General features: G+C 75.2%; 13 protein-coding genes. 9 read left to right on the top strand and 4 right to left on the bottom strand.

Annotated features, from left to right (window positions below; translation table 11 throughout):
* Window positions 1–56: 56 nt before the first annotated feature.
* Window positions 57–1,307, bottom strand: a complete 1,251-nt coding sequence (gene cydB, locus ACI8AD_RS12590) for a cytochrome d ubiquinol oxidase subunit II (protein ID WP_456870867.1) — start codon at window positions 1,305–1,307, stop codon at window positions 57–59.
* 44 nt (window positions 1,308–1,351) lie between these two features.
* Window positions 1,352–2,737 carry a cytochrome ubiquinol oxidase subunit I gene (locus ACI8AD_RS12585; RefSeq protein WP_456870866.1) on the bottom strand — a complete coding sequence of 462 codons (1,386 nt, stop codon included), beginning with the start codon at window positions 2,735–2,737 and terminating at the stop codon, window positions 1,352–1,354.
* A gap of 260 nt (window positions 2,738–2,997) precedes the next feature.
* Here ACI8AD_RS12585 and ACI8AD_RS12580 point away from each other — a divergent pair, with 260 nt between their 5' ends.
* The 6 genes from ACI8AD_RS12580 to ACI8AD_RS12555 all read left to right on the top strand — a co-directional run bounded on the left by ACI8AD_RS12580 (window position 2,998) and on the right by ACI8AD_RS12555 (window position 13,356).
* Window positions 2,998–4,644: a GMC oxidoreductase gene (locus ACI8AD_RS12580; protein WP_456870865.1), complete on the top strand. Its 1,647-nt coding sequence runs from the start codon at window positions 2,998–3,000 to the stop codon at window positions 4,642–4,644.
* Window positions 4,645–4,677: 33 nt separating this feature from the next.
* Window positions 4,678–6,054, top strand: coding sequence for a glucose-6-phosphate dehydrogenase (gene zwf, locus ACI8AD_RS12575; protein ID WP_456870864.1), 1,377 nt, complete (start codon window positions 4,678–4,680; stop codon window positions 6,052–6,054).
* A gap of 14 nt (window positions 6,055–6,068) precedes the next feature.
* Complete coding sequence (locus ACI8AD_RS12570) at window positions 6,069–7,409, top strand: NAD(P)/FAD-dependent oxidoreductase (protein WP_456870863.1); 1,341 nt, start codon at window positions 6,069–6,071, stop codon at window positions 7,407–7,409.
* A gap of 13 nt (window positions 7,410–7,422) precedes the next feature.
* Window positions 7,423–10,860: a thiol reductant ABC exporter subunit CydD gene (cydD, locus tag ACI8AD_RS12565; RefSeq protein WP_456870862.1), complete on the top strand. Its 3,438-nt coding sequence runs from the start codon at window positions 7,423–7,425 to the stop codon at window positions 10,858–10,860.
* A complete protein-coding gene (locus ACI8AD_RS12560; RefSeq protein ID WP_456870861.1) occupies window positions 10,857–12,281 on the top strand; it encodes a chloride channel protein in 1,425 nt (474 codons plus the stop codon). The genes cydD and ACI8AD_RS12560 overlap by 4 nt, the downstream gene beginning before the upstream one ends.
* 61 nt (window positions 12,282–12,342) lie before the next feature.
* The gene (locus ACI8AD_RS12555; RefSeq protein ID WP_456870860.1) at window positions 12,343–13,356 is read left to right on the top strand and encodes a response regulator; all 1,014 of its coding nucleotides are present in this window, start codon (window positions 12,343–12,345) and stop codon (window positions 13,354–13,356) included.
* A 366-nt stretch (window positions 13,357–13,722) separates the two neighbouring features.
* Here ACI8AD_RS12555 and ACI8AD_RS12550 read toward each other — a convergent pair whose 3' ends face one another.
* Window positions 13,723–13,971, bottom strand: a complete 249-nt coding sequence (locus ACI8AD_RS12550; RefSeq protein ID WP_456870859.1) for a hypothetical protein — start codon at window positions 13,969–13,971, stop codon at window positions 13,723–13,725.
* Window positions 13,972–13,992: 21 nt separating this feature from the next.
* Window positions 13,993–15,132, bottom strand: a complete 1,140-nt coding sequence (locus ACI8AD_RS12545) for an anion permease (protein WP_456870858.1) — start codon at window positions 15,130–15,132, stop codon at window positions 13,993–13,995.
* A gap of 600 nt (window positions 15,133–15,732) precedes the next feature.
* Here ACI8AD_RS12545 and ACI8AD_RS12540 point away from each other — a divergent pair.
* The 3 genes from ACI8AD_RS12540 to ACI8AD_RS12530 all read left to right on the top strand — a co-directional run bounded on the left by ACI8AD_RS12540 (window position 15,733) and on the right by ACI8AD_RS12530 (window position 19,537).
* Window positions 15,733–16,296 (top strand): hypothetical protein, encoded by a 564-nt coding sequence (locus ACI8AD_RS12540; RefSeq protein WP_456870857.1) that lies wholly within the window; start codon window positions 15,733–15,735, stop codon window positions 16,294–16,296.
* 49 nt (window positions 16,297–16,345) lie between these two features.
* Window positions 16,346–16,576 (top strand): hypothetical protein, encoded by a 231-nt coding sequence (locus ACI8AD_RS12535; protein ID WP_456870856.1) that lies wholly within the window; start codon window positions 16,346–16,348, stop codon window positions 16,574–16,576.
* 369 nt (window positions 16,577–16,945) lie between these two features.
* Complete coding sequence (locus ACI8AD_RS12530) at window positions 16,946–19,537, top strand: LuxR C-terminal-related transcriptional regulator (protein WP_456870855.1); 2,592 nt, start codon at window positions 16,946–16,948, stop codon at window positions 19,535–19,537.
* Window positions 19,538–19,539: the final 2 nt, after the last annotated feature.

The raw sequence follows: 19,539 nt of genomic DNA, 5'->3' as shown, positions 1-19,539 counted from the left end.
CGGGCACCCCGCACCCGGCCCCGAGCACCACGTCGTGGGGCGGGTGGGGGACGGGATCAGCGCGGGCGGGCGCGGCCGACGAACAGTTGCCGCACGAACATCCACGTCGCCAGGACGCCGACCCCGGCGGCAGCCAGCCGGTCCACGGGAGCCGCGCCGGGGACGCGCCCGTACGTCACGGCGCCGTCCCCGGTCTCCCTCCCGGCCGGCGTGGAGGCGCCGGCGGTCCCCGGGCGGCCGTCGATCACCGACGACCCCACGGTGACCTGCTCGGGACGCGGGGTGGGCACGGCGGGCCCGGACTCGTCGCCGTCGACCGGCGGGCCGCCCACCCGGGCGCGGAACACGTGGTAGGTCCACCCCTGGTAGACCAGGATCACGGGCAGGAGCACCGCGAGCACGACGGTCATGACCGTCAGCGAGTACGAGGCCGAGGCCGTGTTCTGCGCGGTGAGGTCGTTCCCGGCGCCCAGGCTGGAGACCATCACGCGCGGGTAGAGCTCCGCGAAGATCGACACCACGACCGCGGCGGTGGTGACCGAGGTGGCGGCGAAGGCCGCGCCACCTCTGCTCCCCCGGACCAGGACGGCGGCGGCGATCGCCGCGAGTACCGCGCCGACCTCGACGAACGACAGCAGGAACCCGTTCCCCGACACCACCCGGGTCCAGGCGCAGAAGCCGAGCACCGCGAGCGCGGTGAGCGGGGCGAGCCGACGTGCCGTGCGCCTCGCCCGGGCGTGCAGCACCGCACCCGACGTGCGCAGCGACAGGTAGACCGCACCGTGCAGCAGGCTGAGGAGCACCATCGTGACCCCCGTCGCCAGCGCGTAGGGCGCCAGGAGGTCCCCGAGGTCCCCGACGAACTCCTGCCGGGAGTCGATGGGGACGCCGCCGAGCAGTCCCCCGAGCAGGATGCCGAGCCCGAGGGGGACCACCGCGCTGCCGACGGTCAGCGCGGTCCCCCACGTCCGGCGGCCGCGGTCGGTCTCGGCGTGGCTGCGGAACTCGAAGGCCACCCCCCGCAGGACCAGGGACGCCAGCACGACCAGGACCACGGGGTAGAAGCCGGAGAACATCGTCGCGTACCAGCCCGGGAAGGCGGCGAAGGTGCCCGCCGTGGCGACGATCAGCCAGACCTCGTTGCCGTCCCACAGCGGGGCGATGGTGGAGATGACCGCCCGGCGGCCGGGCTCGTCGCGGCCGACCGGCCCGTGGAGCATCCCGACGCCGAAGTCGAAGCCCTCGAGCAGGAAGAACCCCACCCAGAGCACGGTGAGGGCGAGGAACCAGAAGGCGACGAGGGTCATGGAGACCTTCCTCGGTCGGGACGGGCCGCGCCGGCGACCCGGTCTCAGTGGGTGAGCTCCGGCTCCCGCTCCTCGTCGCGGGTCCCCGGCGCGGGCTCGTCGGCCAGCTCGCGGCGGGCGAACCGGGCCATGAGGCCCCAGGCCACGACGGCCAGCACGCCGTACAGCGTGGAGAAGACGACCAGGCTCACCACGACGGAGGTCGTGCCCACCGACGGCGACACGGCGTCACTGGTCTTCAGCAGTCCCTGGACGATCCACGGCTGACGACCGTTCTCGGTGAGGACCCAGCCTGCCGTGTTGATGACGAACGGGAGCGGGATCGCGAGGACGGCGACGCGCAGGAACCACCGGGACGTGTCGAGCCGCTTGTACCGCCACAGGCCCCAGAGCCCGATGAGCAGGACCAGGCTGCCGAGGTAGGCCATCACCCGCATCGACCAGTACTGGACGAAGACGTTGGGCACGTAGTCCCCCGGCCCGTACTGCTGCTCGTACTGCGCCTGCAGCTCGTCCATGCCCACGACCTCGCCGTTCCAGTGGTTCGTGGCGAGCAGCGAGAGCAGGTGCGGGATCTGGATGATCTTGTCGGGGTCGTGGTCGTCCTTCCCGCCGCCGATCTGGAACAGCGAGAAGGAGCAGGGCTGGCAGGTCTCCCACTGCGCCTCGGCCGCCGCGATCTTCATCGGCTGGAACTCGCCCTCGGTGACCCCGAGCTCGCTGCCCACCAGCAGGTTGAGCATCGTGGCCGGGACGAGGATCGCGAGCGCGATCCGCGCCGAACGGGCGAAGGCCGGCGCGTGCGACCTCCGCCGCAGGTGCCAGGCGGAGATGCCCAGCACGACCACGCACGCGGTGACCACCGAGGCGAGCAGGACGTGCACCAGGCTGCGGAGGAAGACCGGGTTGGTGAGGACGGCGCCGATGCTGGTCAGCTGCGCGTTGCCTTCGCTGTTGATCTCGTAGCCGACCGGGTTCTGCATCCAGGAGTTCGCGGCCATGATGAACGCGGCGGACAGCACACCGCCCGCCGCGGCCGCCCAGATCGTGGCCAGGTGGACGCGGCGGGAGAGCCGGTTCCAGCCGAACACCCACAGGGCGAGGAACGTGGACTCGAGGAAGAAGGCGGCCAGCCCCTCCATCGCCAGGGGGGCGCCGAACACGTCTCCCACGAAGCGGGAGTAGCCCGACCAGTTCATGCCGAACTGGAACTCCTGCACCAGCCCGGTCACCACGCCGACGGCGACGTTGATGACCAGCAGGGTCCCGAAGAACCGGGTCAGCCGCAGGTACTCGCGCTCGTCGGTGCGGTGCCAGCGCGTCTGCAGCAGCGCGGTGACCAGGGCCAGTCCGATGGTGAGCGGCACGAAGAGGAAGTGGTAGATCGACGTGCTCGCGAACTGCATCCGGGCCAGGTCCACGGTGGACACGTCGTCCCCCCGTCCTCGTCGTCGCTGGGTCCCGGGCGACGCTCGCCGTCCTCCCCTGCCGGCACATCACCCGATGAGGAGGACCGGACGGCGGGGTGGGGGTCACCCCGCCCCGCCCCTGCACGCGCGGACGCCCCCGCGGTCGGTCGGATCCGCCGGGACGTGCGTGGCCACCGGGTCGCGGACGTCTCCGCGCCGGGACGGGAACCGCCCGGCTCATCACTCCCTGGTGATGTGCGGCCGCGGCCGGGAGCAGGAGCGTGGCCCGCGGCCGGGGCCGGCAGGCGCCTCCCTGGCGCAGCGACGCCGCCCTGGAGGAGGAACCCGTGGCCGACGACCGGCACCACGACGTCATCATCATCGGCACCGGAGCCGGCGGCGGGACCCTCGCCCACCGGCTGGCTCCCTCGGGGAAGCAGGTGCTCCTCCTGGAACGGGGCGACTACCTGCCGCGCGAACGCGACAACTGGAGCTCCACCGCGGTCTTCGTGCAGGGCAGGTACCGGGCGCCCGAGTACTGGTACGACGGCGACGGCGACCAGTTCCCCCCGGAGGTCAACTACTACGTCGGCGGGAACACGAAGTTCTACGGGGCGGCCCTGTTCCGGCTGCGCCCGCAGGACTTCGGCGAGATCCGGCACCACGGCGGGATCTCCCCGGCCTGGCCGATCGACTACGGCGACCTCGAGCCCTGGTACGGCGAGGCCGAGCAGCTCTACGCCGTCCACGGCCGGCACGGCGAGGACCCGACCGAGGGACCGTCCAGCACGCAGTACCCCTACCCGCCGGTCGAGCACGAGCCGCGCATCGAGCGGCTGAGCCAGGACCTGGAGAAGCAGGGGCTGCACCCCTTCCACCTGCCGATCGGGGTCCGGCTCACCCAGGACGAGCACGGCCGGGCCACGCGCGACAGCGCGTGCATCCGCTGCGACCGGGTGGACGGCTTCCCCTGCGTGCTCGACGCGAAGGCCGACGCCCAGGTGATGTGCGTCGACCCGGCCCTGCGCCACCCGAACGTCCGCATGGTGACCAACGCCCACGTGACCTCACTCGAGACCGACCCCAGCGGGACCACGGTCACCTCGGTCGTGACCGAGCTCGGGGACGGGACGACGGCGCGGTTCTCCGCCGACATCGTCGTCGTCGCCTGCGGGGCGGTGAACTCCGCGGTGCTGCTGCTCGCGTCGGCGAACGACCGGCACCCCAACGGCCTGGCCAACGGCTCCGACGTCGTGGGCCGGCACTACATGCGGCACAACAACCTGGCGCTGATGGGCGTCTCCGAGGAGCCGAACGACACCCGCTTCCAGAAGACGCTCGCCCTCCACGACTGGTACTCCGGGTCGCCGGACTGGGACTACCCCCTGGGCGGCATCCAGATGCTCGGCAAGTCCGACGCCGAGCAGATCCGCGCCAACGCGCCGCACTGGGCCGGGCGGGTGTCCCCGGAGACGCCGTTCACCGAGCTGGCCCGGCACGCCGTCGACTTCTGGCTCTGCGGCGAGGACCTCCCCCAGCCGGACAACCGCGTGACCCTCGACCGGGACGGCGCGATCCACCTGGCGATCGACGAGAAGAACAACGTCGAGGGGGTCAAGCGGCTGCGGCACGAGCTCGAGCACCGGCTCGGGGACCTCGGCATGAAGGAGCAGCACCTGCTGCACCACAGCATCTACGTGCACAAGGGCATGCCGATCGGGGCGACCGCACACCAGGCCGGGACGGTCCGCTTCGGCACCGACCCCGCCACCTCCGCCCTCGACGTGAACTGCAGGGCGCACGAGCTGGACAACCTCTACGTCGTCGACACCAGCTTCTTCCCGAGCATCGGCGCGGTGAACCCGTCGCTCACGGCCATCGCCAACGCGCTGCGGGTCGGGGACCACCTGATCGACCGGCTCGGCTGACGACCCCCCACGAGAACGAGAGAGCGGACCGACATGACGACCGAGCGAGTGGACGCGCTGGTGATCTTCGGGGCGACCGGCGACCTGGCCAAGCTGGAGACCTTCCCGGCCCTCGTGGGGCTCGTCGACCGCGGGGTCCTCGACGTCCCGGTGGTCGGGGTCGCCAAGAGCGGGTGGGGACTCGACCGGTTCCGCGAGTACGCGGCGGCGTCCCTGCGCGCCAACGGCCTCGATCCGGACACGGGCCCGGGCCGGCGGATGCTCGGTCTCCTGCGCTACGTCGACGGCGACCTGGACGACGACGCCACCTACGCCGCCATGGCACGCGAGATGGGGGACGGGAGACGGGCGCTGTTCTACCTCGAGGTGCCGCCGTTCCTGTTCGGCCGGATCGCCCAGGGGATCTCGACCGCCGGCCGCGCCGAGGGCGCCCGGGTGATGGTGGAGAAGCCGTTCGGGAACGACCTCGACAGTGCCCGGGCGCTCAATGAGACCCTGCAGCGGTACTTCCCCGAGGACGCGATCTACCGCGTCGACCACTGGCTGGGGCTGGACCCGCTCGAGGACGTGCTCGTCGCCCGCTTCGCCAACTCGATGTTCGAGCCGCTGCTCAACCGCGACCACGTGGCCGGCGTGCAGATCACGATGGCCGAGGCCTTCGACGTCGCCGACCGCGGCCGCTTCTACGACCGGACCGGCGCCACCCGCGACGTGGTCCAGAACCACATGCTGCAGGTGCTGGCCAGCGTGCTCGCCGACCCGCCCGACGGCTCCGGCCTGGACTCGTGGCTGGACGCCAAGGCACGGGTCATCGGGGCACTGCGGCCGCTGACCCCCGAGGACACGGTCTTCGGCCAGTACGAGGGCTACCACGACGTCGACGGTGTCGACCCGGCCTCCACGACGGAGAGCTTCGTGGCGGTCCGGCTGGCCCTGGACTCCTGGCGCTGGGCCGGGGTCCCGCTGCTCATCCGCGCAGGCAAGACCATGCCGGTCACGGCCACCGAGATCACCGTCCGCTTCCGGCCCACCCCGTTCGACGTGTTCGGGCAGGGGCCGAGCGGGATCGTCAACCAGCTGCGCTTCCGGATCTGGCCCGAGACCGGGTTCGGCCTGAGCCTCGCCGGCAAGGTCCCGGGCGCGGCGCTCCGGACCGAGGTCCAGGAGCTGGCCTACGCCCAGCACGGAGCGGCGGACATGCGCCCCTACGACCGGCTGATCGGTGCCGCACTCGACGGGCGGCGCCTGCTGTTCGCCCGGCAGGACACCGTCGAGGCGGCCTGGCGGGTCGTCGACCCGATCCTGGGGGGCGGCGTGCCGCTGCACACCTACCCGCGCGGCACCTGGGGGCCCAAGGAGGCCGAGCAGCTGCTGCCGGACGGGATCACCTGGCACGACCCGGCCGCCTGATCGGAGGAGGAGCGATGGCCCCGTCCCCACAGCACCGGGTCGTGATCGTCGGCGGTGGCTTCGGCGGGCTCTTCGCCGCGCGGGCGCTGCGCGGCTCCGCCCGCGTCACGCTCGTCGACCGGACCCAGCACCACCTCTTCCAGCCGCTGCTGTACCAGGTGGCCACCGGGATGCTCTCCGAGGGGCAGGTCGCGGTGCCACTGCGCGACGTGCTCGAGCGGCACCGGAACGTCGAGTGCCTGCTGGCCGAGGTCGTCGACGTCGACGCCGCCGGCCGGACCGTCGTCGCGGAGCGGCCGGACGGCGAGCGCATCCAGCTGCCCTACGACGACCTCGTGGTCGCCGCCGGCGTCCGCCAGTCCTACTTCGGGCACGACGAGTTCGCGCGCTGGGCGCCGGGGATGAAGACGATCGCCGACGCGCTGACGATCCGGCAGCGGGTGTTCGGGGCCTTCGAGCTCGCCGAGACGGCCTCCGACCCGGAGGAGAGGCGGCGCCGGCTCACCTTCGCCGTCGTGGGCGCCGGCCCCACCGGCGTCGAGCTCGCCGGGCAGATCCGCGAGGTGGCCACGCACACCCTGCGGAGGGAGTTCCGGAACATCCGCCCCGAGGACGCCCGCGTCCTCCTCTTCGACGGCGGGGACGCCCCGCTGGCGTCCTTCGGTCCGGCCCTGTCGGCGAAGGCGGCAGCGACGCTCGAGACCCTGGGGGTCGAACTGCGGGTGCACAGCATCGTCACCGGTGTCGACGGTGCCGGGCTGGACGTCCGCGACCGCACCGGTGCCACCGTCCGCGTCGAGGCCGGGACCGTCCTCTGGGCCGCCGGCGTCGCGGCCCCGCCGCTCGCGGCCGCCCTCGCCGAGGCCACCGGGGCGGCCACCGACCGGGGCGGCCGGATCCTGGTCGGCCCGGACCTGACCGTCCCCGGGCACCCGGAGATCTCCGTCGTCGGTGACCTGGTGGCCAGGCCCGGCCTCCCGGGCGTGGCGGAGGTCGCGATGCAGTCGGGCCTCTACGCCGGGCGGCGGATCCGGCGACGCCTCGCCGGTGCCGGACCCGCCCGTCCGTTCCGGTACCGGGACCTGGGCTCGGCCGCCTACCTGGCCCGCGGTCGCGCCGTCGTCTCGGTGGGACGGGTGCACCTGGCCGGCCTGCCCGCCTGGCTGGTGTGGCTGTTCATCCACATCGCCTTCCTGACCGGCTACCGCAACCGGGCAGGAGCCGTGCTCGCGTGGGCCGTCACGTTCGCCCGCGAGTCACGGCGCGAGCGGGCCTTCACCACCCGGCAGATCGGGTCGCTGCACGACCTGTACGCGCAGCCGGTCGGGCCGGCTTACCGGACCATCGCGTCCTGAGCGCCCGCAGACGATGAACGGGGCGGCGCGGCGGCTCGTGCGGCTCGTCCCCGCCGCCAGGCAGGCGGTCCGGGTGACCGCCGGGCTCTCGATCATCGCGGCACTGCTGGTCGTGGCCCAGGCCTGGCTGCTCGCGGACCTGGTCTCCCGGGCGTTCCTGGGCGACGCCGGGCTCTCGGCGCTGACGCCCGCCCTGACCGCCCTCGCCGCCGTGGTCGTGGCCCGCGCCGTGCTCGGCTGGGCCCAGGAGGCGGCCGCCTCCCGCGCAGGGGCGCTGGTCGTGGCGCAGGTGCGGGCCCGGCTGCTCGACCACGTCCTGCTGCTCGGCCCGCGACACCCGGGACTGCCGCCGACGGGACGGCTGGCCGCACTCACCGGCCGTGGGGTGGACGCCCTGGACGGCTACGCCGGCCGGTACCTGCCGCAGCGGATCGTCGCCGTCGTCGTCCCCCTCGTCGTCGGCTGCTGGATCCTCACCGCGGACTGGCTCTCCGCCCTCCTGCTGGCGGTGACCGTTCCGCTGGTGCCCGTCTTCATGGTCCTGATCGGCCTGCACACGAAGCAGCGCGTCGGCCGCCAGTGGCGGACGCTCACCGTCCTCGCCGCGCACTTCCTCGACGTCGTCGCCGGTCTCGACGTCCTCACCGCCTTCGGCCGGGCCCGCGGCCAGGAACGCCGGATCGCCGCCGTGTCGGAGCGGCACCGGGTCCAGACGATGCGCACCCTGCGGGTGGCGTTCCTGTCCGCGCTCACCCTGGAGCTGCTGGCGAGCCTGTCGGTCGCCCTCGTGGCCGTGTCCGTGGGTCTGCGACTGGTCGCCGGCGACCTGGACCTGGCCACCGGTCTGCTGGTCATCGTGCTCGCGCCGGAGGTGTTCCTGCCCCTGCGGGCGGTGTCGGCGGGGTACCACGACAACGCCGAGGGCGCGGCCGCCGCCGAGCAGGTCTTCGGCATCCTGGACCTCCCCGTTCCCGCCCGGGCCGGCGGCCGCGCACCCCACCCGGCCGCGGGTCCGTTGCAGCTGGAGGCGGTCACCGTCGACGGCCGGGGCGGCCCGGTGCTCGACCACGTGTCCCTGACCATCGCGCCGGGGCAGGTCCTCGGGCTGACCGGAGCCAGCGGCGCCGGCAAGTCGACCCTGCTGGACCTGCTGCTGGGCTGGCGCCGGCCGGACGGAGGCCGGGTGACCGTCGACGGGGTCGACCTGGCGACGGTGGACCGCGCGGCCTGGCTGCAGCAGGTCGCCTGGGTGCCGCAACGACCGGCGCTGGTCCGGGGGACCATCGCCGACAACCTGCGGCTGGCCGCACCCGACGCCGCTCCGGAGCGGCTCGCCGCCGCCGCCGCGGCCGCGGCGCTCGAACTACCGCTCGGGACCCGGGTGCAGGAGCGGGGCCTGGGGCTCTCCACGGGGCAGCAGCGCCGGGTGGCGCTCGCCCGGGCGCTGCTCGCCGACCGGCCGCTGCTGCTGCTGGACGAGCCCACCGAGGGCCTCGACGGCGAGACCGAGGCCACGGTGCTGCGCACGCTGCCCGCGGCGCTGGCCGGACGCACGGTCGTGCTGGTGAGCCATCGCTCCGCCGTCCTCGGGGTGTGCGACCGGGTGGTCGCGCTGCCGTCACCGGTGACCCGGGCACCCGACTCCGCGGAACCGGACGAGCCGGAGGCAGCGGTCCCCGAACCGGCACGTGGAGCCACCCTCCCTGCAGCAGCCGGCGGAGCCGGGACGGCGTCCTCCGGCCTGCGGGCCCTGCTGCCTGCCCTCCGCCCGCACCGGGGCCGGCTCGCCGTCGCCGTGCTCGCCGGAACCGGCGCGCTCGGCTCCACGCTGGCCCTGGCCGCCACGTCGGCGTGGCTGATCTCGTCCGCGGCGCTGCAACCGCCCGTGCTGTCCCTCGTGGTGGCGATCGTCGGGGTGCGCACGTTCGCCCTGGCCAAGGCCGGGCTGCGCTACGGGGAGCGGCTGGCCTCGCACGACGCCGCGCTGCGGATCCTCGCCACCCTGCGGGTGCGGCTGTGGCGCGCGCTCGTCCGGCTGGGTCCCGCCGCCACCGGGCGGCTGCGCTCCGGGGACCTGCTGGCCCGGCTGGTCGGTGACGTCGACGCCCAGCAGGACCTGGTCGTGCGCGCGTTCGTGCCCGCGGCGTCCGCCGCGATCGCCGGGGTCGGCGCGGTGATCGGTCTGGGCCTGCTGGTGCCCGGGGCCGGTCCGGCCCTGGCCGCGGGCCTGCTCTGCGCCGGGGTGCTCGCGCCGCTCCTCACGCTCCGGGTCGCCCGCTCGCCGGGCCGGCGGACCGCGGAGCTCACCGGGGTCGTGGTGGCCGACGTCGTCGAGCTGCTGGACGCGGCGCCGGACCTCCTCGCCTTCGGGACCGCGACCCGCCGGCGGACCGCGCTGGCCGCCGTCGACGCGAGGCTGGGCGCGCTGCGCCGTCGGGCGGCGGGCGCCGCCGGGCTCGGGGCGGCCGCATCCGTCCTGGGCATCGGCGGGGCGGCCGTGGCCTGCACCGCGCTCGGGGTCGCCGCCCTGCGCGCCGGCTCGCTGGAGGGGCCCGCGCTCGCCGTCCTGGCACTCACCCCCCTCGCGGCCGCGGAGCTGGTCGCCGGTCTCCCGGAGGCCGCCCGCCGGTGGTCGACCGCGCTGCCGGCCGCCGACCGGCTCGCCGCGCTGGAGGCGGCCCGGCCACCGGTCGTCGACGCCGCCGACCCGCGGCCGGCGTCCCCCGGCCGCACGATGGCCACCCAGGGGCTCGCCGTCCGGTGGCCGGGGGCCTCGCAGGACGCCGTCGACGAGGTGGACCTCCGCGTGCCGGCCGGCGGCGCCCTGGTCCTCACCGGCCCCACCGGCTCCGGGAAGAGCACGGTGCTCGCCGCGCTGCTGCGCACGCTGGACCCGCGGGCCGGCCGGGTGCTCATGGACGACGTGGACACCCGCGGGGTCCTGGCTGACGACGTGCGCAGCCGGATCGCCTGGTGCGGTCCCGCACCGCACCTGTTCGACAGCACACTCCGGGACAACCTGCGCCTCGCCCGGCCGGACGCCGCGGACGACCGGATCGTGGCGGCGCTGCGCCGCGCCGGCCTGGGCGACTGGCTCGCGGGGTTGCCCGAGGGCCTGGACACCGCGGTCGGACGGCACGGCGGCGCCGTCTCCGGCGGGGAACGGCAGCGGATCGGCCTGGCCCGGGCGCTGCTCGCAGCGCGACCGCTGCTGGTGCTCGACGAACCCACCGCGCACCTGGACACGGCGACCGCCGAGCGCGTCTGCGCCGACGTCGTCCGGAGCACGGCGGGTCGCACGGCGATCGTCACCAGTCACCGGCCGGAGGCGTTCCCCGGACTGCCGCACCTCCGGATGCCGGCCGCGGAGCCCCGGGCACGGGTCCACCGCGCCGGGCACGCGGGAGTGGTGCTGTCGGCAACGGACGAGAGCGGCAGGTGCGCACCATGACCACGCCAGGGACCGACGGCCCCGGACCACCGGCAGAACCCGCCGACCCGGCCACCATGCTGCGCAGTCCCCAGTACCTGCGGCTGCTCGTGATCGCCGCCGTGCTGGGGGTGCCGATCTCCGCCGTGGCGTACTGGTTCCTCGTGCTCACGAGCGGGCTCGGCGACTGGCTCTACACCGGTCTGCCGGAGGCCCTGGACCTGGACCCCGTCCCGGTGTGGTGGCCGGTACCGCTGCTCGGGGCAGCCGGTCTGCTGGTCGGGCTCGTCGTCCGCCACGTCCCGGGCCGCGGTGGGGAGTCCCCCCTCGACGGCTTCCGCCCCGGAGGTGGCGCACCCGCTCCCCTGCCGCTGCTCGGCATCGCGGTCGCCGCGGTCGCCAGCCTGGGCCTCGGTGCCGTCGTCGGTCCGGAGGCGCCGCTGATCGCGATCGGTGGCGGCCTCGCCGCGGCGGCCGTCCGGCTGACCCGCCGGCCGGTCCCCGCACAGGCGCTCGCCCTGATCGCCGCGACCGGGAGCTTCGCGGCCATCAGCGCCCTGTTCGGGTCCCCCCTCGCCGGCGCGTTCCTCCTCATGGAGGCCGCCGGCATCGGCGGCCCGATGCTGCGGCCCCTCCTGCTGCCCGGGCTGCTCGCCTCCGGCATCGGCTCGCTGGTGTTCATCGGCCTGGACGACTGGACCGGGGAGGGCGTCTTCTCCTTCGCGCTGCCCGGCCTGCCCTCGTTCCCGCGACCCGACCTCGCGCAGTTCGCCTGGGCCCTCGGCATCGGGGTGGCCGCCGCCGTCCTCGTGGCGGCGATCCGCCACCTCGCCACGCCGCTGCGGGCACCGGTCGAGCGACGCGTGCTCCTCGCCGCCCCCCTGGTCGGCCTGGCGGTCGCCGGGCTGGCCATCGGCTACGCGCAGCTCACCGGTCACGACGTGACCGACGTGCTGTTCTCGGGTGAGGACCAGCTGCCCGGGCTGGTCGACGCCCGGGCGGACTACACCGTGGGCGCCCTGCTCCTGCTGCTGCTGTGCAAGTCGCTGGCCTACGCGGGCTCGCTGGTCGCCTTCCGCGGCGGTCCCACGTTCCCGGCCGTCTTCCTCGGAGCTGTCGGCGGGATCGCGCTCTCGCACCTGCCGGGCCTGCCGGTGACCCCGGCCATCGCGATGGGGCTCGCCGCCACCTGCGCCGCGATGCTGCAGCTGCCGCTCACCTCGGTGCTGCTGGCGACCCTCATGCTCGGCGCCGACGGGGTCACCGTCATGCCCCTGGTCATCGTCGCCGTCACGGTGTCCTACGTCGCCTCGGCGCGCCTGGCGCCCCGAGCGGTCGCGACGTCGACCGGCGCGGACGCTCCCCCGAGCGCGGCGCCGGTCCCGCTCCCCCGGCAGACGCTGGCGGAGCGGGACGGCGGCGGAGGGTCGTCCCGTCGCTGACCCGACGCGACACGGCAGCAGCCGCCCGGCCCTTCCAGGAGGCGGCCCGATCGCCGCCGGCGTGGCGGCCGCCCGCGCCGGGGTGGTCGCGGGCGCCCCCGCCGTCCGGCTCGGCGACCGCGAGTCGGGCGTGCTCGCGTGCCCGCCCTCGCTGCCGACCGCCGCGGAGCCCGCCGTCTCCGGGCCTGGCGTCGGGCTATCGTTGGTCCACCTCACGATCGGCGGCGATCTCGACGAGATGCCAGGCGCCCTCCGCCCCGCCACCGACACGGCAGTGGAGCGCGCGACGATGGACGCGACTGAGCAGGTCAGCTGGGCGGACTGCCCGAACTGCGGAGGACTCGTGGCCGTCGGCTGGCTGGACGGGGAGCCGGTCGCGGTCGACTGCGCCGGTGGCTGCCTGCTGCGGGTGGACCAGGTCCAGATCTCCGCCCCCGACACGCCGGATGACGTCGAGCAGATGGCTCTCCTCCTCGAGGACGCGGTCCTCGACACGGCGGCGGCCTACGGGCTCGCCGACCCTCGGGTGGCCGCGGCGCTCGTGGCTGGTGCGTGGGCGGACATCCTGGGCGAGGAGGGGCGGTCGCCCCGGCTCGTCGAGCTCGCCACCGCGGCTGTCCGAGAAGTCGGCGACCAACTGCACCGCCGGCAGCTCTCGGCCGGCCCGCAACAGGTCCACGACGCCTCGGACGACATCCGCGTGCTCGTCGTCGACGACCATCCGCTGGCCCGGCTGAGGCTGAACGAGATGTTCGCCGGCGAAGCCGACCTCAGCGTCGTGGGCGAGTGCCAGAACGGCTCGCAGGTCGTGGAGGCCGCGGCACGGCTGCGTCCGCACGTGGTGTGCATGGACTGGTCGCTGCCGACCACGGATGGCCTCGCCGTCACACGGGCCCTGAAGGCGGCCGAGAGGGAGGTCCAGATCGTCCTGCTGACCGGCGACTCCCGCGCACGACGCCAGACCGCACTCGCCGGCGCCGACGCCCTCGTGCCGAAGGAGGCCGGTCGGGACGCGTTGCTCCGCTGCCTCCGGACGGTCGCCCGCAGGGGCACGGGGTGCCCGTACTGCCTGTGATCAGGTGGTGCGACCGGGCGGGCGGCTCCCTGTACCGGGCGTCGTCGACGGTGTCGGGCTGCGCTCCCCGGCGGTGGGGTCCGCCGGGCATGCGGCGCGGTACGGGCGACTCGGCACCCACCGTCCTGACGGCCGGGTCCGGCGAGCGGTCACCTCAGGCGGGGGCCGCGGTCGAGCCGTCGCCGCCGGGGCCCGGGTGCCAGTCCTCGCCCCGCGTCCCCCGGGCCGCGTCCCTCCCCCTCTGTGACCTCCACCGGGACCCCGCAGCACGACGGCGAAGCCCACGGCGACGACCGCGCCCGCGGCCGGTTCGAGCGGGTGGGCCCACCACGCGGTCCCGTCCCCGAGGACGACGGGTGCACCGGCTCAGGCGACGATCAGGTACAGGCCGTAGCCGACGATCGACCCGGCGGCGAGGAGGCAGAGCACGGCGACGGCCGTGCCGGCGGCGGAGTGCGTGTCGGACGCACCGCCGTCGTCGCCGGGACCGTCGACCCGCCTCCGCGAGGGGCCGGACAACCCGACCACCGCGAACGCGACCAGCATGACGACGGTCACGGTGGCGGCGGTCGCCACGGCCGCGATCGCGGCGAGCGTGCCCCAGTCGATGTGCACGGGACGGCCCTCCCTCGTCGCTCAGGCTGCCAGGCCGACGGGGACGTCGGCGGCCTCCGGTCGCGGGACGTCGTTGACGTTGGCCGCGGTGACCGGGTCGCGCCGCGACGCGGCGTACATCCCCGCGGCGAGCGCGGCCCCGCTCACCGCGACGACGACCACGCCCACGGTGCCGGTCGCCGCCAGCCACGAGGCCGCCGCACCCACCAGCGCCGCCGACGGCAGGGTGAAGCCCCAGGCGAGCACGATCCGCCCGGCCACTCCCCAGTGCACGGACGCCAGCCGACGACCCGCACCCGCTCCGAAGATGGAGCCGGTGCAGACCTGGGTGGTGGACAGCGGCAGCCCGAGGTGGGTCGAGGACAGGATGACCGCGGTGCTGGTGGTCTCGGCGGTGAAGCCCTGGACGACGTGGATGTCGCTGACCCGCTTGCCGAGCGTCCGGATGATGCGCCAGCCACCCATGTAGGTGCCCAGCCCGATGGCCAGCCCGGCCGCGAGGACGACCCAGAACGGCGGCGGCGAGCCCGGCGCGACCAGTCCCGCGGTGATCAGGGTCAGCGTGATCACGCCCATGGTCTTCTGCGCGTCGTTGGTGCCGTGGGCGAGGGCCACCATCGAGGCCGACACCCGCTGGCCGACCGTGAAGCCCCGGCGGACGACCCCGGGCCGGGCCCTGGCGGTGGCCCGGTGGGCCAGGTACGTCGCGATCACCGCGATCACCGCGGCCACCACGGGGGCCAGCAGCGCGGGGAGGACGATCTTGTTCACGACCGCGTCGAAGTCGATCGCGCCGACCCCGCCTGCCACCCAGGTGGCGCCGATCAGGCCACCGAAGAGCGCGTGCGACGAACTGGACGGCAGCCCGAGCAGCCACGTCAGCAGGTTCCACAGGATCGCCCCGATCAACCCGGCGAAGATCACGACCGGGTCGATGAGCGTCTCGTCGACCAGCCCGCCCGAGATCGTCTTCGCCACCTGGACCGACAGGAAGGCCCCGGCCACGTTCAGGCAGGCGGCGATCGTCACGGCGGTCCTCGGCGTGAACGCCCCCGTCGCGATCGACGTCGCCATGGCGTTGGCGGTGTCGTGGAACCCGTTCGTGAAGTCGAAGGCCAGCGCGGTCACCACGACCAGGACCACGATCAGCGACACGTCCATGGACCGCGCCCTCCGATCCGCCGACCAGGACCTTCCCGTCGATGTCGGCCTCGTCGCCCCGGGAGGACGGGAGCGGCCCGTCCGGGACGCGGAGGACGACGACGACCGACGTCCCGTGCCCCTCTCCCGGCACCCCCGCGCCGCACCGTGAGGTGCCGCAGCGGCGAGAGTGCAGCGTGCGGGCCCTCGGATCGGGGTCACATCACCCTGCGAGGACGAGGGCCCCGAGCCGCGCGCGCCGCCGGTGTCCCGTCCCGGGACCGGGACGGCGCGGGCGTGCGCGAACGGGTCGCCCGGCCGACTGTGTCCCCACGCGGCAGTGCCCCGTGGCGTCCCGCACCGGGCGGCCCGTCGCCCGGAGCCTCCCGGTCCCGGCGCAGCCCGCAGCGGCGGCTCACCCACTCCGGGGGACGTCGGGCCCGGCGCGTCCCGCGAGGCTCCAGCCGCCGGCGTGCCCGCACCGCGGGCGCCCGCCGTCGTCACCCACTGACCGGAACCGGTGGTGCGCTCATGGACAGGACGAACCGCCCCGTCGTCCCCGACGGGCTCCCTCAGCTCCAGGCGGGATCCCACCTGGACCCGGAGCAGGGTGCCTGCCTCATGGAGTACGTCTCCGTCATCGCCGGGACGACCTTCGGCGACCACCCGCCCTGCACGGACCCCACCCTGGCCGCGCTGGCCCGGCTCGTGAACGACGCCTCCACCGACGACGGCCGGCCGCTGCTCACCGCCTTCGCTCCGACGCTGGCCTCGATCGGGCGCCTCGCTGATGCCCGCCGCACCGCGGCCGTCGTCCGCGCGACCGTACGCACGGCCGACGCCGCAGCAGACGACCCGGCGGTCCTGGCCCGGCACCTGCGCCGCGCTGAGCGGAGGTACGTCCGCCTCACGGGCACCGGCCCGCTCGCCGCTCTCGCCCGGGAGCTGGACCCGCTGGTCCGCCGAGGACCGGTCCAGCGCCGCCTGAACGCCTCGATCACCGCGCTGACGGCACTGCCGGGACCACGGCGCGACGCCGCTCTCCGGGGCACCCTGACCGCAGCGGTCGCGGCCGCCCTGGACCCTGCCGCGACCTGCCCGCCCACCCCTGGCGAACAGGCGCGGAGCGCTCCCGGCCCGCGGCAGGAGGGGCGGCGCCCCGGGAAGGTCGCCGGCCGAGGCTGAGGGACCCGGGCGCGTCCAGGAGGCCCCGCCCCCTGAGCCCGGTGGGGCGGTGGCGGGCGGGCTCCTGGACGCCGCCCCCGCGGTCCGCGCGGCGGAGTCGCGGGGCCAGACCGTCGGCCGGCTGCTCGACCGCGACCTCGCCGAACTGCTGCACGAACTGCAGGTCGCGAACGCGAACAGGATCTGCACGCCGGTGGACGTGCCGGCAGCGCGGCGACGCGCCGTTCACCCGAACGGGGTGAGTCGCATCCCGCGCGGTCGCCCCAGGGTGCCGGTGTGACGGACGACCCTCGTCCTGGTGGACCGGGAACGGTGCACCTGCGCCGTGCGGTCGTCCGCCCTGCTGCGGTCGTGACCTTGGGCCCTTGCCGCCGGGGTCCGTCGCGGCATGGTGGGGTCGACGGGCTGTCCGCGACGTCCGGGGCTGGTCCCCGAGACGGGCGGACCAACCGGACCACCAGGACGCGAGGACGACCCGCGCCACCGCCGAGTTCGAGCCCGGAGGGCTGTCAGGCAGCCACGGGGCCCGGGAGGAGGGAGACGGCCCGCACGCTCTCCGACCCGACCTGTCCTGCAGGCACGTCACCGCTCGGTGGGCCTGTGGTCGCCCGGCCGCCGGCGCCGTGACTCTCCGAGTAGAGGAGGGGGGATGCTCCACCTGTCGCGGTCCAAGACGACCGTTCCCGACCTCCCACCGGAGTTCGTGTCCCGGCCCGACCTCGTGACAGCCCTGGACTCCGGCGAGGGCCGGGCGCTCACCCTCGTCTGCGCGCCCCCCGGCTACGGCAAGACGCTCCTGCTGGCCGACTGGACCAGGCGGCGTGAGGCGTCCTCCGCGTGGGTGGCGCTGGACGAGGACGACAACGCCGCTCCACGGCTCTGGGCGGCGGTGCTGGCCGCGCTCAGGGCCTGCCCCGCGGTACCCGCGACCAGCCGGCTGCACCGGCTCGTGGTCCCCCGGACGACGGTGGGCGCGGACTTCCTGGCCGACCTGCTCGGTGCGCTCGCCGACCTGCCGACCCGGATCCGGCTCGTCCTCGACGACGCCCACCACCTCAGCGATGCGCAGGTGCTGCACGGTCTGCACCTGTTCCTCCGCCACCGCCCCGAGAACGTCCACGTGGTGCTGGCCGGCCGGTCCGACCCGGCGTTGCCCCTGGCGCGGTTGCGCCTGGAGGACCAGCTGTGCGAGCTCAGGAGCGAGCAGCTCGCCTTCTCCCCGGAGGAGACGGCGACGCTCGCCGGCCGGTGCGGGCTGCGGCTCAGCCACGGACAGCGGGACGCGCTCCGGTCCCGGACCGACGGATGGGTCGCGGGGATCCGTCTCGCCCTCCTCCGGTTGCGGGACCAACCCGAACCCGACGCCTTCCTGAGCGCCTTCTCCGGGGACGACCGGCCGGTGGCCGACTACCTGACCGGCGAGGTGCTCGCGCACATCCCGGACGAGCACCGTGACCTGCTCCGGCGGACCAGCATCGCCGATCCCGTCCCGGCGGCCCTTGCCGCGGAGCTGTCCGGTCGGGCCGACGCCGCCGACGTGCTCGGCGCCCTGGCGCGCAGCACCGGGTTGGTCGCCGCCTCCGGTCCGCACCGCACGGAGTTCCGCGTGCACGGGCTCCTGCGCTCGTACCTCGCGGCCGACCTCTCCCGCCACGGGGGCGCCCTGACCGCACGGCTGCACCGGCAGGCGGCCCTGTGGTGGGCGGAACACGACCGTCCCGTCGAGGCCCTGCGCCATGCCTCCGAGGCGGCCGACGGCCCCCTCGTGACCGGACTGGTCCACGACTGGGCACCCGAACTCGTGGCGCGTGGGGACCTCGCCGAGCTCCGCCGCGCCCTGACCGCGGTGGAGCCGGACGCCACCACCGACGCCTGGCTCTCCCTCGTGGCAGCACAGATCGACCTCGGCAAGGGCGACCTGCCGGCTGCACGGGCCGACGTCCGCCGGACCGCGGTGCACGACGCGCGGATCGGCGACGAGGACCTCGCACACTTCAGGACCGCGACCTCCTGCATGGTGGGGCTCGCGGACCCCTCCCCCGCGGCTGCGCCCGACCCCGCAGACCCGGCGCTGGCGGGACTGGTCCTCGCCGGCCGGGGAGCTGCCGGGATCCGCTCGGGAGCGGACGACGGACCCGCGCACGCGGCCGCCCTCCTCGACGACCTCGAGGCCGCGCTCGCCATCGCGCAGGCACGGCACCTCGAGCTCCTCGAGCTGCAGTGCCTCTGCCTGATCGGCGCGGCCGCGGCGACCTCCGGCGCGCACGCACGGGCCGCGGCCGCCGCGACCGCGGCGATCTCGACGGCGAGCGCCCACGGGTGGCAGGACTCCTGGTGGGCAGCGGGCGCACACGCGGTGCTGGCCCACGCCTCCCTGGTGCGCGCCTGCCCGGCGCGGGTGCTCGACGTCACCGCCCACGGGCTGCGGATCGACCCCGCGGGCCACGACCCCGTCGTCCGGTTCGCCCTGCGCAGCGCGCGGGGCGGCGCACTCGTCGACGTCGGCGACCGGACCGGTGGACTGCTCGAGCTCCAGGAGGCCCATGCCCAGCTCGGCGGGCTCCCCGTCCCCGCGCCGCTGGCCGCCTCCGCGGTGCTCCTCGAGCACCGCGCGGCCCTGCTCGTGGGCTCCTCCGCCGCCGTCGCGACGTCCGCCGGCCGGCTGGCCGCGGGCGGGCGGGCGGACGCCGAACGCGCCCTGGTGCGAGCCTGGTCGCAGGCCGCCGCAGGTGCCGTGCGAGAGGCCCGTGCGACGGTGGCACCGCTGCTCGACGGCGGACTGGAGCCTCTGCTGCCCTGCACCCCCGTGGAGGCGTGGCTCGTGGAGGTCTGGGCCGCGCTGAGGCTCGACGAGCGTCCGCGCGCGCGGCAGGGACTGCAGGCCGCTCTCGACCTGGCCGAGCCGCTGGACGCCGTACGACCCTTCGCGCTCGCCGGTCAGGGCCTGCGGGTCCTGCTGGTCGACCAACTCGGCGGCGTGCGGGATCCGTCCGCCTTCGCGTTCCGCTGCCTGTCCGCCCAGCAGCGCGTCCGCCGGCGATCGGGACCGCGGCTGAGCGCGCGTGAGCAGGACGTCCTGGTCCAGCTCCTCTCGCTGAGCAACCTCGGGGAGATCGCCGAGGAACTCGACCTGTCGATCAACACGGTCAAGAGCCACGTCCGCGCGATCTACGGGAAGCTGGGCGTGTCCACCCGACGGACCGCGGTCCTGACGGCGGTCGAACAGGGGTTGCTGACGTGAAC

It is taken from the genome of Geodermatophilus sp. SYSU D00766 (genome assembly GCF_054049915.1).
Note: the sequence above shows the minus strand (reverse complement) of the source record. Positions and strands in the feature narration are given on the sequence as shown.